This window comes from uncultured Microbulbifer sp. (genome assembly GCF_947504145.1).
Classification (GTDB): Bacteria; Pseudomonadota; Gammaproteobacteria; order Pseudomonadales; family Cellvibrionaceae; genus Microbulbifer.
The window spans coordinates 168,345-186,400 of record NZ_CANNGQ010000003.1; the positions used below are offsets into that span (position 1 = coordinate 168,345).

16 protein-coding genes and 1 pseudogene are annotated in these 18,056 nt (G+C 56.6%); 5 read left to right on the forward strand and 12 right to left on the reverse strand.

Translation table 11 applies throughout. From position 1 onward, the window contains the following. Positions 1–3: 3 nt before the first annotated feature. The 11 genes from flhB to motA form a co-directional block, all read right to left on the reverse strand. Positions 4–1,173, reverse strand: coding sequence for a flagellar biosynthesis protein FlhB (flhB, locus tag Q1A74_RS11470; protein ID WP_299595921.1), 1,170 nt, complete (start codon positions 1,171–1,173; stop codon positions 4–6). Between the two features lie 104 nt (positions 1,174–1,277). Next, entirely contained in the window at positions 1,278–1,970 is a 693-nt protein-coding gene (cheZ, locus tag Q1A74_RS11475) for a protein phosphatase CheZ (RefSeq protein WP_299595923.1), read from the reverse strand. A gap of 39 nt (positions 1,971–2,009) precedes the next feature. Then, entirely contained in the window at positions 2,010–2,396 is a 387-nt protein-coding gene (gene cheY, locus Q1A74_RS11480; protein ID WP_299595925.1) for a chemotaxis response regulator CheY, read from the reverse strand. 37 nt (positions 2,397–2,433) lie between these two features. Beyond that, positions 2,434–4,191, reverse strand: coding sequence for a methyl-accepting chemotaxis protein (locus Q1A74_RS11485; RefSeq protein ID WP_299595927.1), 1,758 nt, complete (start codon positions 4,189–4,191; stop codon positions 2,434–2,436). Between the two features lie 45 nt (positions 4,192–4,236). Next, complete coding sequence (locus Q1A74_RS11490) at positions 4,237–5,289, reverse strand: chemotaxis response regulator protein-glutamate methylesterase (RefSeq protein ID WP_299595929.1); 1,053 nt, start codon at positions 5,287–5,289, stop codon at positions 4,237–4,239. A gap of 188 nt (positions 5,290–5,477) precedes the next feature. Next, positions 5,478–6,323: a CheR family methyltransferase gene (locus Q1A74_RS11495; RefSeq protein WP_299595931.1), complete on the reverse strand. Its 846-nt coding sequence runs from the start codon at positions 6,321–6,323 to the stop codon at positions 5,478–5,480. Continuing rightward, positions 6,320–8,008 (reverse strand): PAS domain-containing methyl-accepting chemotaxis protein, encoded by a 1,689-nt coding sequence (locus tag Q1A74_RS11500; protein WP_299595933.1) that lies wholly within the window; start codon positions 8,006–8,008, stop codon positions 6,320–6,322. The genes Q1A74_RS11495 and Q1A74_RS11500 overlap by 4 nt, the downstream gene beginning before the upstream one ends. Before the next feature lie 6 nt (positions 8,009–8,014). After that, the gene (locus Q1A74_RS11505) at positions 8,015–8,518 is read right to left on the reverse strand and encodes a chemotaxis protein CheW (protein ID WP_299595935.1); all 504 of its coding nucleotides are present in this window, start codon (positions 8,516–8,518) and stop codon (positions 8,015–8,017) included. Then, complete coding sequence (cheA, locus tag Q1A74_RS11510) at positions 8,515–10,644, reverse strand: chemotaxis protein CheA (protein WP_299595937.1); 2,130 nt, start codon at positions 10,642–10,644, stop codon at positions 8,515–8,517. Before cheA ends, Q1A74_RS11505 begins: the two co-directional genes overlap by 4 nt. Further along, positions 10,644–11,516: a flagellar motor protein MotB gene (gene motB, locus Q1A74_RS11515; protein WP_299595939.1), complete on the reverse strand. Its 873-nt coding sequence runs from the start codon at positions 11,514–11,516 to the stop codon at positions 10,644–10,646. Before motB ends, cheA begins: the two co-directional genes overlap by 1 nt. Further along, a complete protein-coding gene (gene motA, locus Q1A74_RS11520) occupies positions 11,513–12,376 on the reverse strand; it encodes a flagellar motor stator protein MotA (protein WP_299595941.1) in 864 nt (287 codons plus the stop codon). Before motA ends, motB begins: the two co-directional genes overlap by 4 nt. Before the next feature lie 245 nt (positions 12,377–12,621). On the opposite strand from motA, the gene Q1A74_RS11525 reads away from it, so the two are divergent. From Q1A74_RS11525 to Q1A74_RS11545, 5 genes and pseudogenes are all read left to right on the forward strand, one after another. Then, positions 12,622–13,314: a glycerophosphodiester phosphodiesterase gene (locus tag Q1A74_RS11525; RefSeq protein WP_299595943.1), complete on the forward strand. Its 693-nt coding sequence runs from the start codon at positions 12,622–12,624 to the stop codon at positions 13,312–13,314. After that, positions 13,298–14,506: a glycerol-3-phosphate dehydrogenase/oxidase gene (locus Q1A74_RS11530; protein WP_299595945.1), complete on the forward strand. Its 1,209-nt coding sequence runs from the start codon at positions 13,298–13,300 to the stop codon at positions 14,504–14,506. The genes Q1A74_RS11525 and Q1A74_RS11530 overlap by 17 nt, the downstream gene beginning before the upstream one ends. A 162-nt stretch (positions 14,507–14,668) precedes the next feature. Beyond that, positions 14,669–15,637: pseudogene (gene dusA / locus Q1A74_RS11535) on the forward strand (tRNA dihydrouridine(20/20a) synthase DusA); the annotation flags it as partial. 75 nt (positions 15,638–15,712) lie between these two features. After that, complete coding sequence (tal, locus tag Q1A74_RS11540; protein ID WP_299595947.1) at positions 15,713–16,657, forward strand: transaldolase; 945 nt, start codon at positions 15,713–15,715, stop codon at positions 16,655–16,657. 26 nt (positions 16,658–16,683) lie between these two features. Next, positions 16,684–17,142, forward strand: coding sequence for a TerB family tellurite resistance protein (locus Q1A74_RS11545; protein WP_299595949.1), 459 nt, complete (start codon positions 16,684–16,686; stop codon positions 17,140–17,142). Between the two features lie 59 nt (positions 17,143–17,201). Here the strand turns inward: Q1A74_RS11545 and Q1A74_RS11550 are convergent, their stop codons facing one another. After that, a complete protein-coding gene (locus tag Q1A74_RS11550) occupies positions 17,202–17,726 on the reverse strand; it encodes an STAS domain-containing protein (protein WP_299595951.1) in 525 nt (174 codons plus the stop codon). Positions 17,727–18,056 lie beyond the last annotated feature (330 nt).

Consider the following 18,056-nt stretch of genomic DNA (forward strand, 5'->3'; position numbering starts at 1 on the left):
ATTTCACGGGTTTACCTCAAACTCATCGGGTACTGGCAGTTGTTCCGGCATTGCGGGGGAAATTTCGCCCTGCTGCCTGGCACGGCGCAGCTGCATAGCCCACGCCAGTACTTCCGCTACTGCGGTATACAGGGGGGCAGGGATTTCGTGATCCAGATCCACATGGCGGTAGAGCGCACGCGCCAGCGGCGGTGCTTCCATACGCGGGATGTTGTGCTCGTCTCCCAACTCACGGATACGGGCGGCCACCGCTTCTACACCTTTTGCAATTACCCGGGGAGCACACATCTGTTTGTCGTCATAGCGCAACGCCACTGCATACCGGGTGGGGTTGGTGATGATCACATCCGCATCGGGAACCTGGGTCATCATCCGGTTGCGCGCCATGGACTGCTGCTGTTGGCGAATACGGGCTTTGAGCTGGGGGTCGCCCTCGCTCTCTTTGAATTCTCGCCGAACCTCCTCCTTGCTCATGCGCAGTTTTTTTCCGTGACTCCAGAGCTGATAGGGCGCATCAATGGCAACAACGAGGATCAGGGAACAAGCCATTAGACCGCAGGCCTCCGCCGCAAGCTGGAGCGCAGAAGCCATAGCACGCTCAGTGCCAAGATCCATCAACGCCAGGAACTCGCCGCGACGGCTGTAGAGAAACAACGTCAGGACGGTTCCGACCAGTAGGGATTTAGCGATCGCTTTGCCAAGCTCGGCGAGCGCCTGGGAGGAAAACTGCCGTTTCAGCCCCTTAATCGGATTGAGCTTGGACAACTGCGGCTTGAGAGATTTCGCGGAAATGAGAAACCCACCAAGGAGGTTGGGAGCCAGAAGGGCTACCGCGGCAAGAATGGCAAACAGCGGTATCAGTGCCAGAAGGCTGTGAGAGACCAGGTTAGCGCTGGCACTGACCATGACCACCGGATCGAAGACACGTTGGCGATCAAATAGAAAGGACTGCTCCATCACCAGCCCCAACTGCGCAAAAAGAGCTGGCCCCAGGGCCCAAAGACCACCAAGGCCAGCGCACAACAACAGCACGGTTGCAAGCTCGCGGGAGCGCACCACTTGCCCGTCTTCACGCGCTTTTTCAAGGCGTCGGGGCGTGGCAGCTTCTGTTTTTTCCTGATCCTGGCTATCGTCCGCCATATTGGCATCCGGTGGTATTCGGGTGCCGGCCATTGTCAGCCACTATGGAGATAGCTAAAGACAGAATAAGCGGGTTTTGAAGCCGCTAATTCCCGCCACGGCTATGTACGCGCTCCCAGGAAACAGAAAAACGGTGATCAGAACCCCAATTCTTCTAGCAGGTCATCCACCTGTCCCTGGCTACTGACGACATCATCCGCTTCCGTATTGATCTGAGGGCCATTGACCAGTGACGACTCTCTTCTGCGCTGGTTGTCTGCTGCAGAGCCATCTTCCAGCCGGCGCCGGAAGGCCTCGCGCTCCTCCCCCTCAGGGACGCTTTCCAGTAAAACCTGAAGCAACTGGCGCTCGACTTCCTGGATGACCTCCATCATCTTCTTGATCACCTGACCCGTGAGATCCTGGAAGTCCTGGGCCATCATGATTTCCAGCAATTCCTTGTTGGTTTCACGGGCCATGGTCGGCACAGCAGAAAGATAGTCGCGGGTTTCCCGGACCAGCTCACGGGCCTCGTCGAGCTCTTTGGGATTTTCGAACCAACCCTGCCACTGCTGATCAAGTGCGTGTGCACGCGACTCAATTTCATTCTGCAAAGGCTGCGCGCGGTCAACGCAGTTGAGAGCACGCTCTGCCGCCTGTTCCGTCATGGATGCCACATAGTCAAGCCGGGCACGCGCATCGGGTATCGCTTTTGCCGCCTTTTCTACCTCCTTATCGAGCCCCAGTTCTCGCATGCTGTCACGCAGCATTCTGGTCAGCTGGCCGACCCTGAGCACCAGTTCGTCATTTTGTGTGTGATCGAAGCTGCACGGTTTTAATTCGCTACTCATTGTCACGTCTCCTTTTGGAGGTAGTGGAGATCGTCACGCTCATTTTCCCAGCTTCTCAAAAATTTTGTTCAGTTTTTCCTCCAGCGTCGCAGCAGTAAATGGCTTGACAATATAGCCATTGGCACCGGCCTGCGCTGCCGCAACAATATTTTCCTTCTTTGCTTCCGCTGTGACCATCAATACTGGCAGAGCCTTGGTCGCTTCGTTCGCGCGTATATCCTTGAGCATATCGAGGCCATTGAGATTTGGCATATTCCAGTCGGAAACGACAAACTCAAAACCGCCGCCATTCAATTTCGTCAACCCTTCCTGGCCATCTTCCGCTTCATCAACATTATTAAAGCCGAGCTCTTTGAGAAGGCTCCGGATGATTCTTCGCATGGTGGGGAAGTCATCCACCACCAGAATCTTCATACTTTTATCCATGCTCTGCACTCTCTCCACACACTATTTCAATTCAGGATCAAAACTCTTCCCATTCATCGACGCCGGCATGGGCCAGTTCTCGCTCTGCCTTTTCGGCAGTCGGGGATTTCTTCGCTTCCGAAGTTTCGTGCGATTCCGCTTTATCAGCCCCTGCCCGTGACTTTGGCTCAGCGGCCAATTCCGCCTCTGGCTCAGGAGATGTGGATGCGTAACCGCCATCTTGATCTGACGCACTGGCTAGGCGGAAAATTGCCACCGCCTCTTCCAGCCGTTGCGCCTGAGCTTCGAGGGAAGCGGCTGCGGCTGATGCCTGCTCCACCAGACTGGCATTCTGCTGAGTAGACTCGTCCATCTGGCTCACAGCACGGCTAACCTGCTCGATTCCACTGCTCTGCTCCTGAGAGGCCGCGGAAATTTCGTCCATGATGTCGGTTACCCTTTTTACTGCGTCCACCACTTCTTTCATGGTGTCGCCGGCCTGAGTAACCAGATTAGCGCCCTGCTCTACCTCGTGTACTGAATTCTCAATGAGCGCCTTGATCTGCCGTGCGGCATCGGCGCTGTTACCCGCCAGGTTGCGAACTTCTCCCGCTACCACGGCGAAACCACGGCCCTGCTCGCCGGCGCGCGCGGCTTCGACTGAGGCATTCAGGGCGAGAATGTTGGTCTGGAAAGCAATCGAATCAATCATTCCGGTGATTTCCGCCACCTTGCGAGAACTCTCGGTAATCCCCTGCATTTTGCTGGAAACTTGCTGCATGACATCACCGCCACGGATAGCTGTGCCGGATGCATCGTTGGCGAGACCACTCGCCTGACGCGCATTGTCCGCATTCTGTTTCACGGTTGCGGTCAGCTCTTCCATACTGGTCGCCGTTTCCTCGAGCGAAGCGGCCTGTTGTTCGGTGCGTGCGGACAGATCGATATTGCCGCGAGCGATTTCCGAGGAACCACTGTAAATCGATGTGCTACCAGTACGAACCTGTGTGACAATCCGGCTCAGGCTGCGCTGCACATCGCGCATCGCATGAAACAACTGACCAATTTCGTTGCCACCGTGATCGCTGATAGGACGAGACAGGTCTGCCTCCGCAATACTTTTCAGATTCTCCATGGCTTCGCCCAGTGGGCGTACAACCACATTGCGTAGCAGCAAGTAGATCAACGCAAGAATAATCGCAATACTGGCAATCACTACGACCCCAATATTGCCGTAGGTACCAGTGGTTTCACGGTAGTCCTGCATAATCTGTTCGCTCTGAACACCGGCCTGATCCAGCAAAGACAGCAGTGCTACATTGAGGTCATCGCTGAATACACTGATGTCTTCTTTGCGCTCGTTGTAAGCGTCAATGTCCGGGTTTTCCTGCACCAATATCTGGTACTCTGCATCCAGCTCCTCCAGCATGTCTGAGAACACCAGCGAAAGACCTTCAAACTCAGCGGCCTCCTCTTTGGTCATCTCGATGTTGGCGAGCGCTTCAAATTGCACATGCGTTTTCTGTAGTGTTTCACCCACACCTTTCAGGTAGGTTTTTGCACTCAGGTTCCGCCCACTTTCTAGTTCACCTGCGGCGAGGTTCATTTCAATCATGCTCTGATTGAGCGTTGAGTACGCGCGGAATACATCGTGCATAACACGTACATTCACCTGGTGCAGGGTACGTATCGAGTCGTCGCCGACCTGGTTGGTCGCCATTCGCAAGGCGACCAGTGACCCCATCAGCAGGGTGCAACACAACAGCACTCCGGCCACCACTGTGTTGATATTGAGGTTTCGAATCAGTTTCATCATGGCCGGCGTTTCTCCTCGTCGGTATTACTGGAATTTTGGTTGTTTCTATACGCGTTGAGCGCGTCCGGAAGCGGCCGCCAGCGTCAACATATGCCCGGCAACCCCCGCCAGTGGCACAATCTCTTGTGCGGCACCCAGCGCGATTGCCTCCCTGGGCATGCCGAACACCAGTGAAGATGCTTCGTCCTGAGCCAGGGTGGCAGCACCGGCCTGTCGCATGGCCAGCAATCCCACAGCCCCATCGCGCCCCATACCGGTGAGTATCGTTCCAATAGCATTGCGCCCCGCTATTTCTGCGGCGGATTCAAACAGCACATCTACCGATGGACGGTGTCTGTTCACCGCAGGTCCTGAATCCAGCTCCACCAGATAGTTGGCACCACTCCGCGCCAGCTTCAAATGTTGGTCACCGGGCGCGATATACGCGTGTCCGGGCAAAATCCGCTCGCCCTGCTCCGCTTCCTTCACCTGTATCCGGCAGAGACGGTTCAACCGCTCCGCGAACGAGCGGGTAAATCCGATCGGCATATGCTGCGCAATCAAAATTGCCGGACAGTTCGCGGGCAGCGGTTCAAGTATCTGTCGAATGGCCTCCGGGCCTCCGGTAGAAGCCCCAATGATCATCAGCTTTTCGCTGGAAACCATCACAGGCTCCAACGCCGGTTGCACCTCATTTTTTCGCACGCTACGGGTAGGTCGGGCGCGGGCAGCAGCGCGAATTTTCTCCGCGATCTGCTGACTGTATTCAAGTAACCCACTGCGAATACCCAACTGCGGCTTGGCGACAAAATCCACCGCACCCAGTTCCAGTGCCCGCAACGTGATCTCAGAGCCGGACCTGGTAAGTGAAGAAACCATCAGTACTGGCATTGGCCGCAAGCGCATCAACCGCTCAAGGAAGTCCAATCCATCCATTCTTGGCATCTCGACATCCAGGGTAAGCACGTCGGGATTCAGTCGTTTGATCAAATCCCTGGCCACCAGGGGATCGGGAGCAACAGCGACAACGTGCATATCCGTCTGGCTGTCGATAATTTCCCGCATTAATCCCCTGATCAGCGCCGAGTCATCGACACAGAGCACTTTGATTTTTTCCATGGGTAACGTTTGCTCTCCCGCTTACGCTACAGACTCAATGATCACACCCCTATAAAACTCGGCATGTTGATTGAGAAATAGCAGAACCTGAAGTATTCATCGGCCGCCGGGCACGGGCCTTTAGGGGCGAGTCGCAGTAATTTTATGGGAGGCTAAATGTACTAGACCCGGATGCGCGAGGATCGGCATCAACTGAGGGTGTATACCGTCTGACCACGCAGACGAAAACGCTGGCTGATGTGGGTAAAATTCTCAGAGTGACCGACAAAAAGCAGACCGTCCTTTTTTAGCATTCCGGAAAAACGCTCCAGCAAACGGGTATGCGTACCCCGGTCAAAGTAAATCATCACGTTGCGACAGAAAATCGCATCGAATCGTTGCTGGGCCGGCCAGTGCTGCCCTATCAGATTTAAATGTTCAAAGTGAACCTGCTTTGCCAGCTCCGGGCGTACACGGACATAGCCGGTATGTTTACCATTCCCTTTCAGAAAAAAGCGTTGCACCCTTTCCTCGGAGACCTGGCGCCGAACCCGCTCCAGTGTATAGACACCATTGCGTGCCCGTGCAAGCGCATCACTGTCGATATCTGTCGCATAAACGTTCAAATGCAAAGGGCTAGGCAAGGTTTCTGCAAGCACCATGGCAATGGAGTACGGCTCTTCTCCGGTTGCGGCACCCGCACTCCACACTCTGACCGTGTCTCGCCGGTGTTGGACATGCTCCGCCAGTAGCTGGAAGTGATGCCCCTCTCGGAAAAATGCCGTGAGGTTTGTGGTCAGCGCATTCACAAATTCCTGCCACGCGTCACGTTCGGAGCCCGCGCTTAGCCACTTCAAATAGTCACTGAAGCGCCGTAGCCCACGATTACGTACACAGCGCCCGAGACGGCTGTAAACCATATCGCGTTTATGTTCCGCGAGTACAATCCCCGCACGTCTAGCAATCAACTCCCGAATACGATGGAAATCTCGGTCGGTAAACTCCAGCTCACGCTGAATGGTCGACGCAGCCACTGCCTGATTCAAAATGATCAACCCACGCGATGCTTGAAGAGGCCGGTTTTTTCGGCGCTGTCACCACCGTGTAGAGGCTCCGGCTCAATTGAAGCTGCTTTCCGGAAAGCCTTGTCAAGAGAATCCTTATCCGATGCCTCCTTGGCCCCCTTGCCTAACGAGAAGACCGCCACGGCTTGAGACAGGCGCGCCATACGCCCCTGCAGAGCAGCAGAGGATTCTGCCGTGGCCCTCACTCTATCGGCGTTCTGTTTGGTGACTCCGTCCATTTGCGCCACCGCCACATTGATATGGCCTATGCCGGTGCTCTGTTCCGCAGATGCCGTGGAAATTTCGCGCATGATATCGCTGACCCGGGTCACGGACTCAACCACACCGGCTATCGACGAGCCCGCCTGCCGAACCAGCTCCGCGCCCCCATTCACTTCGCGATATGAGCTGTCGATCAGGCTGCGAATCTCTTTTGCCGCATCGGCGGAGCGCCCTGCAAGGTTACGTACTTCTTGGGCTACCACAGCAAAGCCGCGCCCATGCTCACCGGCCCGGGCAGCCTCTACCGAAGCATTGAGCGCGAGAATATTGGTCTGGAATGCGATGCCATCAATCGTCTCAATAATCGCCGCCATTTGCTTCGAACTCTGCGTGATACGCTGCATTGTGTCGACGATCTGCGCCATGGTCTCACCGCTCACTTTCACTTCCCTGGAAGCACTTTCCGCGAGACCAAACGCCTGCTGTGCGTTGTCAGCATTCTGACCAACCGTGATCGTGATCTGCTCCATACTGGAAGCCGTCTGTTGCAACGACGCGGCCTGTTGATCTGTGCGTGAAGCCAGATCGTCATTCCCTTCAGCGATGGTACGGGCAGTGGGTGCGGAAATTTTTACACTCGCATTCACCTCGCTCACAATATCGTGAAGACTGCGATGCATGATGGTCAGCGCCTGACCAAGGGACGACATTTCACCACCCGCATAGCCCCGCGGCTGCACATCCAGATTCCCCGCCGCAATCTGTAGGGCGAAATTCTGCATGTCTTTCACTGGCTGCAGAATACTGCGCGCCAGTGAGTAGGTGAGCCCGGCTAAAAGCCCAAAGCCCACCAGAGTAATAAGTACTATCCAGATCACATCCTGCTGTGCGAATACAGACACAGCGCCAGTGCACATTGAGAAACCAGCGAGCCCCACCACAAGGCCCAACCGAAGTTTTAGAGAGCTCTCTCTCGCTCGCTGCCACCAGCATTTGGGGCCGCGCGCCAGTATTTGTCCCCGCCGCAAGGTCAGTTTACGTCCGCGACCTTCCCGCATGCCCGAATAACAGGGCTCCGCTCGTTCAATCTCTGACCGTTCAGCCTTTAGCCGCACGGAGACATACCCTGTGACACGACCGGAATCTACCGTAGGTATGACATGTGCGCGCACCCAATAAAAACCACCGTCTTTACGGCGGTTTTTAACCAGGCCAATCCAGACTTCTCCCTGTTTTACGGTCTTCCACAGATCGGAAAACGCCTGCGGAGGCATATCCGGATGCCGCACGACATTGTGGTTCTCGCCAATCAACTCCTCCCGAGAAAAACCGCTCACTTCCACAAACGCTGGGTTGGCATAAACAATGCGCCCGCTGAGATCCGTTCTCGATATCAGGAAATCTTTTTCGCGCAGGTGATACTCACGGTTGTTTACCGGCTGATTGTTTTTCATGAAACTCTACTCTCCGGCTTCCGCAACCAGTTCCATTTCCCGGCTGGTCAGTAGCTTTTCGATATCGACCAGCACAAGCATCCGTTTCTCGAGATTGCCGAGGCCGCTGATGTAATCCAGTGGCAGATTCACACCAAACTCCGGCGCCGGCTTTATCTGCTCATCACCCAGGGTCATCACATCGGAAACCCGGTCTACCACAATCCCTACGACTCGTTCAGCAATATTCACCACAATCACTACGGTCTGATCATCGTAAACGGCGTCAGAAAGACGAAACTTTATGCGCAGATCCACAATCGGCACGATGATACCGCGCAGGTTGGATACACCTTTGATGAAGTCCGGCGCATTCGCGATACGGGTTACATTGTCGTACCCTCGAATTTCCTGCACCCTCAGGATGTCGATGGCGTACTCTTCTTCACCCAGAGAAAACACCAGGAACTCACGATCCCGACTCTGAGCCTGGGCCGCAGATGTCTTTTCCGCTGCGCCTATATAGTTCATGCGTTTGCTCCCTCTACATTGGACACTGTCCGCTTGGCCTGTATTGCCGCGGTAGTTCCGTTGGAAATTCTTTGGGCAGACTCGAAAGCGGCTCCCCGAGATTTTTTACTCTGGTGCAGGCGGTGCAGGTCCGCAATATCAAGAATGAGCGAAACACTACCGTCGCCAAGGATGGTGGCTGCAGAAACCCCGGGTACTTTTCGATAATTAGTTTCTAGGTTTTTTACCACTACCTGCTGCTGGCCTATCAGTTCATCCACCAAAAGCGCATAGCGGCACCCCTGGCCGTGTACGATCACGGCGATTGCACGTGCCGGCTCGGTGATCGCATCAGGCACATCGAATGCCGCGTGTACCGAGAGTAGGGGCAGATAGTCTTCACGCACTTTCAGCAATAGGTCTTCACCTGCCATGGGGTAAAGATCTTCGTGGCAGGGCTGCAGAGATTCGATAACGCCACTCACAGGCAAAACGAAGGTTTCGTTGCCAACGCGGACCGACATACCATCCAGAATTGCGAGTGTTAATGGCAGCACAATACGTGTAGTGGTGCCGTTGCCCGGGCGGGAGTCGATCTCTACATGCCCCCCCATGGCTTCGATGTTGCGTTTCACTACGTCCATACCAACACCGCGCCCCGAAACATCGCTGACTTCGGCGGCAGTGGAAAACCCCGGAGCGAAAATCAGCTGCCAGATGTCCTCATCATTCATGTTGTCCGAAATGGCCAGGCCGTTCGCCGCGGCTTTGCTAAGAATCTTTTCCCGGTTGAGGCCGCCACCATCGTCGCTGACTTCGATCAGGATATTACCGCCCTGGTGTTGCGCGGACAGCAGCAAGTTGCCAGTACGCGACTTGCCTGCGGCCTCTCGCTGATCAGGCGATTCGATACCGTGGTCGAGACTGTTCCGCACCAGATGGGTAAGGGGATCGATGATGCGTTCGGTCAGCCCCTTGTCCAGCTCGGTTGATTTTCCCTCAGTAATCAACTCGATCTCCTTACCCAGCTTGCCCGCCAGATCCCGCACCAGGCGCGGGAATCGGCTGAACACATAGTCCATGGGCACCATACGCACCGACATCACAGCTTCCTGTAAGTCCTTTGCGGTACGCGACAACAGGGTCAGGCCACTACTGAGTTTGGCGTCATTCGTGCTGCCGGAATCTTCGACCACCTGATCCAACATCGACTGGGTGATAACCAACTCACCCACCAGATTGATGATCTGGTCCACCTTGGCGACTGGCACACGGATCGAGGAGTTTTCACCGCTACCGCCACCCTGAACCGGCGGTTTGCGCGTTGGCGGCGCCGTGACTTTTATCTCCTGAGCACCGCTCTTCTGCGGTGCTTGAGGCTTCTCATTGCTGGAACCTGAGGGTTTCGGAACTTCATCCTCCTTCGGTGCCGCCGCTGAAAGCGGCACTATCTCCAGTTGGTCAGGCTCAGTGACAAAGCAAAGTACTGCTTCGATATCGTCACAGCCAAGTGAAGATACGAGCACGATTTCATAACGATTTTCATCTCCCGATTCGTTTACCACGCTGCCCAGGTGGGACAGTTCTTCGATCAATAAACGACGGTCTTTTTCTGCCACATGGAGCAATGCAACCTGATACCGGCCTGAATCCGTTGTCGGCTCTGACACGGCTTCGCTCTGGGTTGCAGACGCCACCTCGGCAACCGAAGCCTGTGCACTGGTTACAGCAGGTTCGCTCGCGCTATCCACATCCTCACCGATCTCTTCCAGCGCAAGCTGTCGCAAGATCTTGCAGATATATTCAAGGGCTTCCGGTTCCGGTTCAGCACTCTGGCGATAGGCATCCAGTTGATCATTCAGCATATCTTTGGTTTCCAGGAATACGTCTATCAGGTCGCGGCGCAAAGTGAGCTGCCCACAACGTGCATGGTCGAGCAGATTTTCCAGCAAATGCGTGGTGCGCTGCAGCGCTTCAAAACCGAAGGTTCCGGCCCCCCCCTTGATCGAGTGTGCAGCGCGGAAAATCGCATTCAGCTGCTCTGCATCTGGCGCATCAACATCCAGTTCGAGCAGGTGCTGTTCCATTTCTGAAAGCAGCTCAGCCGCCTCTTCAAAAAAAGTGTCGTAAAAATCTGTAATATCCATCATCGCTCCTGCAGGGCATGTAATGGCTCTGCCCTGCCATCGGCACGAATGCGCAACGCCGCCTCCGCGCTAAGTACAAGCAGACTGATCCGTCGATTGACCGCATCTCCAGGGTGGCTACCCGGTACAGGTACCCGATCACCCATGCCGATAACCCGCAACATTTTTTCGCTGTTCAGTCCGCCGGCCACCAGTGCGCGACGACTGGCATTGGCACGATCAGCAGAAAGCTCCCAATTACTGTACCCGGCATCACCGCCGGCATAGCTCAAGCTGTCCGTGTGACCGCTGATACTCACGGCATTAGGTAATTCGTTCAGCAGCGGCGCCATTGCGCGAATCAATTTGCGCATGTGCGCCTCCAGACGATCGCTACCAATCTGGAACATGGAGCGCTGTTCGGTATCCAGCATCTGAATGCGGAGCCCCTCGGGAGTCATTTCAAACCGTACCTGGTCACGCAACTCCCACAACTCCGTATCCTGCTGAATGACGCTCTCGATACGGAAGCGCAGATCCATCAGGGTTCGCCGTACATCTGTGGGCAGCCGCTGGCTGCGCAGATCCACGCGCGCGCGCTCACCATTCACATGTGCGGGGTCGGTGCCACCACCGGGAATAACACTGGTACTCGCGCTGTCGCGGTCCCCATTGCTGAGCGCGACAGCGAGCGGGGTACGAAAATATTCAGCCAGTCCCTGTAGCTCCTGCGGCGATGCGTTGGAGACAATCCACATCACCAGGAATAACGCCATCAACGCGGTCATCAAGTCCGCGAGTGCGATTTTCCAGGCGCCTCCGTGGTGTCCTTCACGCACCTTTCGCGGGCGTCGAACAATGATGGGGCGAGCACTTTTGTGTAAGTTACTCATGTCGCTGACAAGGTCGGCCGCACATGATCTTCAAGCTCGCCAAATGTGGGGCGATCCGAGGTATCGAGTGTCTTGCGACCGAACTCCACCGCCAGCTGCGGGGCATAGCCATTGAGGTTCGCAAGGAGTGTGACCCGCACGCACTGCAACACTTTCACCGCCTCTTGCACCTGCCGCTCGATGCGACTGGCAAGCGGGTTGACGAAACCATAAGCCAGGAGAATCCCCACAAACGTGCCTACCAGTGCGTGGGCGACCATGATCCCGATTTCCCCAGCCGCCGCATCGGCCGATGCCAGCGCCTTTACCACGCCAAGCACCGCCGCCACGATGCCAAATGCCGGCAACGCGTCGCCTACTTTCAGCAGCGCATCTGCCGGCACTCGGGCTTCGTGTTCGAACGCCTCAATTTCATGGGTCATGAGCTCATCCAGCTCCAAGGGATCCATGCTGCCGCTCACCATCAAGCGCAAATAGTCCGTGGTGAAGCTCATGATCATGGGATCCTTGGCGACGCGGGGAAATTCACCAAAGATTTCACTGTCCGCCGGCGCCTCAATATCTTTTTCGATACCAATGGCGCCGTCGCGACGCATTTTCCACAGCAACTTGTAATGCAGAGCCATCAGATCCATGTAGATGGACCTGTCGTATTTAGCCGAGCGTTTGAGACGTGACAGTGTGCGTACCGTGGCGCGAATCGCCTTGCCATTGTTGGACGCAATAAACGACCCCAACGCCGCACCCCCAATAATCAGAAACTCCATTGGCTGAAAAAGTGGGCCCAGGTGACCACCAGACATGGCGAACCCGCCAAACACCGACAGCACGACTATCACGAATCCTATAAATATCAGCACGCAAAATCCCCACTTGCCCAAAGCCTCTGCGAAAGGCTATCGGCACTTTGCCCATGAGCTTGAGGGCAGATCGCCAGAAAACCCCACAAGGTCGACTTCCCGACGCCAGAGTTGTCTCACTCCGGTTGCAAGGTGCTGTGTACCAACTATTTTCTTTATATATAAATCTGCTTTGGTGAGTGCGCGCTCAGCGTCTCCGAGCGAAATGACTCCTTGAAAATAAGCCCCACCCGGAAGCCCCATTCATGCTGATTGCGCATTTAGGCGACAAAATTCACCACCCGGAAAACACTCTCGCCGCGTTCGAGGCAGCGCATGGCCTCGGCGCCTGCGCCATTGCCACCGAAGTGCAGTTCAGTAAAGAACGTACGCCCTGGTGCTGTGCGGGTGTGGGGATGGATTTTGCGCAAGTAGGGATTTCCACGCCGCTGCACCTGCTGAAAGACCGGGACCTGAAGGCCCTGCCGCTGAGCAGTTTTCAGCAACTGGTGGACTGGGCCGGGCGACACCGGCATCTGGAGTGGTTTGTGGAGCTGAACCCGGAAACGCTTGCCCATGTGGGTTCGGAAGCGGCGATTCGTCGGCTACGGGACGAGATTTCCGGCTGTACCGACGCCTTTGTTGTTCTCACCTCCGACCTACGCAGCCTGCGCCTCGCGCGCAATCTGGGCTTCGATCTGGTCGCACTGCGCGTTCCCAACGTTGCCCGCTGCCTGTCCGCGGACGTGGTCACACTGGCGCCTGATTTTCTGTTTATTGACCAGGCGACAGTGGACTGCCAGGAATTGCCCCCGGGCCCCTGGCAATGGGTAGTACACGAGATCAATACCACCCAGGGTGCCGTACACTGGCATCACCGGGGCGCACACCATATCCTGACGGGGAATCTGCCGCTACTGATGCGGTCCCGGGAGGCCAGCAATGTCTATGGAATTTGATGTTCTGGTTGTCGGTGCCGGCATCCAGGGGGCGGGGGTCGCCGAGGCGCTTACTGCAGCCGGGTACCGGGTAGCGATTCTGGAGCAGGAATCCGTGGCCCATGGCACCTCATCGCGCTCGTCAAAACTGATCCACGGCGGACTGCGCTATCTGGAAAGCGGGCAGTTCTCGCTGGTGTACGAATGCCTCAAGGAGCGGCGCTGGCTACTGGCAAACAAGCCAGATCTGGTGCACATGGTGCCCTTCCTGATCCCGGTTTACCGGCACAGCCGCCGCCCCAGCTGGAAAATACGCCTGGGGCTCAGCCTCTATGCGCTTTTGGCTGGGCTACTTTCCTCGAAAGCGCGCTTCCGTTCGATCAGCCTGCAAGATCACGATGCCCTGTGTGGGCTCAACGGCGACGATCTGATTGCGGTCTACCGCTACTACGATGCGCAGACCGACGACGCAGCCCTCACCCGCGAAGTAATTCAGACGGCTACACGGGGCGGCGCCGAACTAATCTGCCCCGCAAGCCTTGTTGGTGCAGAGGTCACTGACAAATTTGTGCGCGTAGACTACTTCCACGAAGGCCTGCTCAATACCCTGCACTGCCGCACGCTGGTCAACTGCTCCGGCCCCTGGATCGAAGAGACCAACAGCAAGTGCACCCCCAGTGCCAAGTTGCCTCCGCTGGAGCTGGTAGCCGGTACCCATATCCAGGTGCCGTTAAAGATCGCGAACAAGATCTTTTATGTAGAGGCCGAAGACGGCCGTGCGGTATTTGTGATGCCCTGGCAGGGAGAAACCCTGGTAGGCACCACCGAGCGTCCCTATCACGGTGACCCCTCCGAGGTCGCCCCCACGCTGGAAGAAAAGGCCTACCTGCTGCGCACCCTGAAGCAGTATTTCCCAGAAACCCGCCCGTTGCAGCTGAATCAACTGAGTGACAGCTTCGCCGGACTGCGGGTCTTGCCCCACGCCAGCGACAACCCCTTCTCCCGCAGCCGGGAAACCATGATCTGCTGTGACAACCCCAAGCGCCCACGCATCGTCGCGGTCGCAGGCGGCAAGCTCACCAGTTACCGCGCCACCGCGCGCAGTGTGGTGAAGAAGCTACGCCCGCTGCTCAGCACGGAAGAAGACTGGTCACCCGCCCCGGCGTCTCAGGCGAACGATGCGCACGAGGCCGCGAAAGAGCGCAATCTGTAGCCGAGCCAGTCACCGCTCGCGGCGACCGATCCGGGCCAGCGCGCCTTATCTTGTTATACTGCGCGCAGTTTTATCGTCTGATCGCTGTTTATGTCTCAATCTCCCCAAACCCCGCCCCAGTCGCCGTTACCGTCCGCCCCCGTCACCGCAGGGAGCGCCACGACCGTTGCGCACCGTTTCTGCACAGCCCCGCTGATGGATTGGAGCGACCGGCACTGCCGTTATTTCTGGCGGCAGTTCAGCAAGCACGCCCTGCTCTACACGGAAATGGTCACCACCGGTGCGATCCTGTTTGGGGACCAACAGAGTCACCTGGATTTCAACGTGGAGGAGCAACCGGTGGCGCTGCAGCTTGGGGGCAGCGACCCGGCAGATCTGGCGCGTTGCGCCCGGATTGCGGAGCAATGGGGCTACAGCGAAGTGAACCTTAATTGCGGCTGCCCCAGTGATCGGGTTAAAAAAGGTCGCTTTGGCGCCTGCCTGATGGCGGAGCCAGACCTGGTGGCGGAATGCTTGGGGGCAATGCAAAGCGCGGTTTCGATACCGGTGACGGTGAAGCACCGCATCGGTATCGACGATATGGAGGACTACCCGGGGCTTTCACGATTTGTCGAAGCACAGGCGGGCGCCGGTATCACAACGTTTATCGTGCACGCGCGCAAAGCCTGGCTGAATGGCCTGAGCCCGAAAGAGAACCGCGAAGTACCGCCGCTCAAGTACGATATGGTTTACCAGCTGAAACGGGATTTTCCCGAGCTGGAAATTGTCCTCAATGGTGGCATCAACTCGCTGGAGGAGTGTCGCGAGCATCTACAGCAATTAGATGGTGTTATGCTCGGGCGCGCGGCCTACCAGACACCGGGCCTGCTCGCAGATGTGGACGCAGCTCTGTTTAACGGCGAGCCCGGGCCGACGCCGGCCGAAGCGGTTCACAATATGCTGCCCTATATCGAACGGGAGCTTTCTCGCGGGCAACGCCTGAATCATATTACCCGCCATATGATGGGGTTGTTTCAGGGGGTGCCGGGGGCGCGGCGTTTTCGTCGCTATCTGAGTGAGAATGCACATATGGCAGGTGCGGGGCCAGAGGTGCTGGAGGATGCACTGGCGCTGGTGACGCAGGCGGCCTAGGCGTGGAAATGGGTGGATCGGCCGCAAACGCATCCACCAAGAACAAGAGTTTTAAACAAATAAGGACGTGGGGAAATGAACAAACTGGACCAACTCAAAAAACGCAGCCTGGTGGTTGCCGATACGGGCGATATCGAAGCGATCCGCCGCTATCAGCCGCAAGACGCCACCACCAACCCCTCATTGCTTTACAAGGCGGCGCAACTTCCCCAGTACCAGCAACACCTGAAGGATGCCTTGGCCTGGGCCGAGCAGAAAGGCGGCGACGTGATCGCCCTCGCCTCGATGAAACTGGCCGTATCCATCGGCTACGAGATTCTACAGATCGTGCCTGGTGTGGTGTCCACGGAAGTGGATGCACGCCTGTCGTTCGACACTGCCGCGAGCATCGAGTACGCACGTCAATTGATCGCTATGTATGAACAGGCCGGTATTGAGCGCGAGCGGGTACTGATCAAACTCGCGTCCACCTGGGAAGGAATCTGCGCGGCTTCGGTGCTGGAGCGCGAAGGTATCCACTGCAACCTGACCCTGCTGTTCAGTGAATGCCAGGCGGTCGCCTGTGCAGAAGCCGGCGTCACGCTGATCTCCCCATTTGTGGGCCGCATTCTCGACTGGTACAAAGCCAGCACCGGGCGCGAAGACTACACTGCAAAAGACGACCCTGGCGTACTCTCGGTCACCAGTATTTATGAGTACTACAAATCCCGTGAGTACCCCACCATCGTGATGGGTGCCAGTTTCCGCAACACCGGCGAGATCGAAGCGCTGGCCGGCTGCGACAAGCTCACCATCAGTCCGCAGCTGTTGCAGGAATTGCAGGATGACAACGGCACTCTCGCCGACGGCCTGGACAGTAATATTGCCAGCCAGGCGCGCCCGGCCAGCGATATGACAGAAGCGAAATTCCGCTACCAATTAAACGCCGATGCCATGGCCACGGAAAAGCTTGCGGAAGGTATCCGCAACTTCGTGGCCGATCAGGTGAAGCTTGAGGAATTACTGCAGAAATCGCGGTAACACCACGAAAAGAAAGGAACCCCAGCATGCTCCGACAGATTCGTAAACTGTTCGACCAGATCGGCCAGGGGGAGAGCGTGGAAGTGCGTACGGAAAAAGACGTGCGCATGATCAGCGCCGCACTGATGGCGGAGATTGCCACTGCCGACCAGAAAGTGGACGAACGCGAGCGCGCAGCCCTGATACGCCTGTTGCGGGAACACTATGAGCTCGACGAGGAAACCGCCCTCAGCATGGTGGAGCAGGCGCTGGCGGACCGCCACGAGGCGACTTCTCTGTATGAGTTCACCCAGACGGTCAACGACAATTTCAGTGAGCGGGACAAATACCTGCTGGTAAAGCAGATGTGGCTTGTGGCTTTCGCCGACGGTGAGATTGATGCGTTCGAGGAGCACTTGATTCGACGGGTGGCCGAACTGATTTACTTACCACACGGACTGTTTACCCGGGCGCGCGCCGAAGCTCGGGATGAAGACCAGGGATAGGGGCGATACGCCGTAACAGGTTTTGGAGCGGCGCTTAAGAAAGGCCCTGTTACAACCCCTCAGTGGTTTGCCGCTGACTTGGCGTCCTGGGCAGTCTGTTCGCTCTCCAGTGCATGCACCAGATCGCGGAAGGTCGCTTCATTCTGCTCGTTCATACTCATCAGCACGCGGTGCGCTTCCAGCACCATTTCCCGCGCGGTGTGCTCGTCGGGCGCATTGCATTTGAGAGGCGCCGGTTCGGCGTGGTAGGCGTCGTTGTCGGCATCGCTGGAGATGTCCATCAACTCCTCAAAGCCCATGGAATCCAGCAGGTGCAGTAGGCCACGATCTTCACACAGCACCAGAGGCTTGCCGCCCTTCTGCTCCGCGCTGCGGAAAGCGATCTTGGCCATCAATCCCAGAGTAGTGCTGTCGACACCTTCTGTTTCGTGCATATCGAACACCACACCGCGAAACGCGCTGTGGGAAAACATCTTGTCGATAAAGTTATCGAAAGACGTGCACAGATTAAGACGCACATCGCCCACCAGTTTCACCACGTAGATGCCCTGATGGTCGCCAACCATTATCTGCCCGGACTGCATAGTAACCTCTAGCGCACCCTGCTCTTATCCCGAGCTAGGGGCGAGATGGATGAGTTGCGGCTTGTGACCGCGGCACAGTTCCTTGTGCAAGCCTAGCGCATTTGCACCAATCCAGGGACTAATTGCCAAGGACTGGCACGATAGAGCCAGAAGTGGGGCGGAGCTTACTCCTGCCCACCGGTGCTGACAAGACCAGTGTGAACCGGTTAGCAGGTGTGACCGGAAAGTCCGGTACTTTATGTTTCCGGGCTCTCCAGGTACCTCAGGAAAATCGGTTCACGGGGCCAGTTTCCGACACTTATCGTGAATGCGGCATGAATAAGGCAGGCA